This is a genomic window from Frankia sp. CcWB2 (genome assembly GCF_977927585.1).
Window position 1 is genome coordinate 8,384 of sequence record NZ_CDWRCM010000076.1, and the last position, 1,503, is coordinate 9,886.

Genomic DNA, 1,503 nt, shown 5'->3' on the forward strand with positions numbered 1-1,503 from the left:
AGGGTGAATGTGTCGAGGTTGCGTTCCTTGACGGCGGCCTTGTCGCCCTACGGGACAGTAAGAACAATGGAACCGGGCCGGCGCTGGTCTTTACCGATGCGGAATGGTCGGCGTTCGTGCATGGTGTGACGGATGGAGAGTTCACGGCCTGACAGCCGATACGGCGTCCGCAGGGCGCCAAGATAGCACTTTAACACGTCTTCACTACTGTTGCCCGTCCGTGTGGTGCTCGAAGATCGCTACCGGACGGGCAACAATCCGACCGAGCGACGAGAGATAGGGCTCCCATCGTGCCGAAAGTCCGCGCTAAATTGGATCTCAGGTCTGGTTTCTACGACGATGTCTTGAAACGTGTCGAGCGGTCCCTAGACGTTCGCCTTGACCGAACCGCGGTGGTGCGGAAGCGACGCTCAATTGGCCTCGCCAGCGATAAAGGAACCTGGGTCCGTATCGAGGTTCGGTCCCTGGAGAAGATGACCGGTCAGGGATGGAACGGAATCGAGACCTCATCGATGCTTCGTGGCGTGGCTCGGCCCGCCGCCGGTACGACGCCGGCGGACCACCGTGATCACGCGCGAACCCGGCCTCCTCGAAGACCTGACGGGCCTTGACCGTCACGATCTGGCACATCGGCACCATCGGCAACAACACGGCAACGCGGCAACAACGGCGCCCGGCCCTACGCGGCGACGGCCTCCAGCGCGCGGTCGAAGTGCCGGTGGGCGGCCACGGCCGTGGTGAACGCGGAACCGAAGTCGTCGAGCACGGACGGCCCCACAAGGTCGCGGACCGTCACGACACCCCGGTCGGACACCACCGCGTCACCCTGGTCAGCGACCCGCGCGCCCAGCAAGGAGGCGATCTCGAGCAACGACACCCCTGCGCCGACCGCGCCGATCGGCTTCGCGTGCTTGTACGCCTCGCCGACGTAGTGCACGGCCTCGCCGTTGTGTGTCAGTGCGGTGACACCGCGCTCGCCCGGGGCGACGAACACCGCGTCGTAGAGGACCGAGGACATGGTCACCAGCGTTCGGTCCACCGGCAGCGCGTCGCCGGACACCGTGGCGAGCATGCCTCCGTGCGGCGCGAGAACCTCCAGGATCGCGCCCTGTTCGCGCAGCGCGGCGGTGGCCGAACGCAATGCCACCTCGTCCACGCCGTCCGCCGCGAGCACCGCGATCCTGCGGGTGGCCACCCCGCTGGGCTGGTCGGCCTGGCTCAGCGCGGGTGAGGACCGTCCGTGGTTCGGGGTGCTCTCCGGTGGCACCGGCAGCCCGAGGTTCTCGGCGACCCCGACCGCGAGTTCGTGGTCCACCTGGGCGAGATGTCCCAGGACACGCTCCTTGATCTGGGTGTAGTCGACCTTGCCGAGCTCGAAGCTGAACGCGTCGACGATGTGCCGCCGCTCCCAGGAGGACATGCTGTTCCAGAACAGGGTGGCCTGGCTGTAGAAGTCCTTGAAGCTCTCGCTCCGCTTACGGATCTTGTTCCCGTCGACCCGCT

2 protein-coding genes are annotated in these 1,503 nt (G+C 66.3%); one reads left to right on the top strand and one right to left on the bottom strand.

Going from position 1 to position 1,503, the window contains the following annotated elements:
* Positions 1–152, top strand: a 152-nt coding sequence (locus ACY45C_RS10285; protein WP_462187407.1) for a DUF397 domain-containing protein, incomplete at its 5' end; no start/stop codon positions are given.
* A 527-nt stretch (positions 153–679) separates the two neighbouring features.
* On the opposite strand, the gene ACY45C_RS10290 is transcribed toward ACY45C_RS10285, so the two are convergent.
* Positions 680–1,503 (bottom strand): catalase-related domain-containing protein (locus tag ACY45C_RS10290; protein WP_462187400.1); only part of this gene is annotated, 824 nt, incomplete at its 5' end.